This window comes from Robertmurraya sp. DFI.2.37 (genome assembly GCF_029211245.1).
GTDB classification, from domain to species: domain Bacteria; phylum Bacillota; class Bacilli; order Bacillales; family Cytobacillaceae; genus Robertmurraya; species Robertmurraya methanolica_A.
This window is the reverse complement of record NZ_JARGEJ010000436.1, coordinates 1-339: the sequence shown is the minus strand read 5'-3', so window position 1 is coordinate 339 and position 339 is coordinate 1. Positions and strand designations below refer to the sequence as shown.

At 41.0% G+C, this 339-nt stretch carries 1 protein-coding gene; it reads left to right on the top strand.

Annotated features, from left to right (window positions below):
* Window positions 1-332 (top strand): hypothetical protein (locus tag PZE06_RS27195; RefSeq protein WP_275792269.1); only part of this gene is annotated, 332 nt, incomplete at its 5' end.
* Window positions 333-339: the final 7 nt, after the last annotated feature.

Sequence of the window (339 nt, the reverse complement as noted above, 5' to 3'; positions counted from 1 at the left end):
GTTGCGTTAGTTGTGGAACCCATAGAAAAGAGCTTACCGAAATACCTTGGGGGCATCCTGACGGGTACCAATGCAAACCTTGTCGTGAGAGAGAACATGAAGAACGTAAACAAGAAGCATTACGACTGGCAAAGGAAAACAAACATGACGAGTGGGATTGTTTCCGTGAAGATAAAATCATTTGTCCTGTTTGTGCTTCAGAATGTTCAAGTGAAGTTATGTATGAGCCTGGAGAAGATGAAGTAACTTGTCATGTCTGCGATACGGAATTCGTTGTTGAAATCGAATACGAGGCAAAATACACGTCCAGACTTAAAAAAGTTACTGCATAACACAATT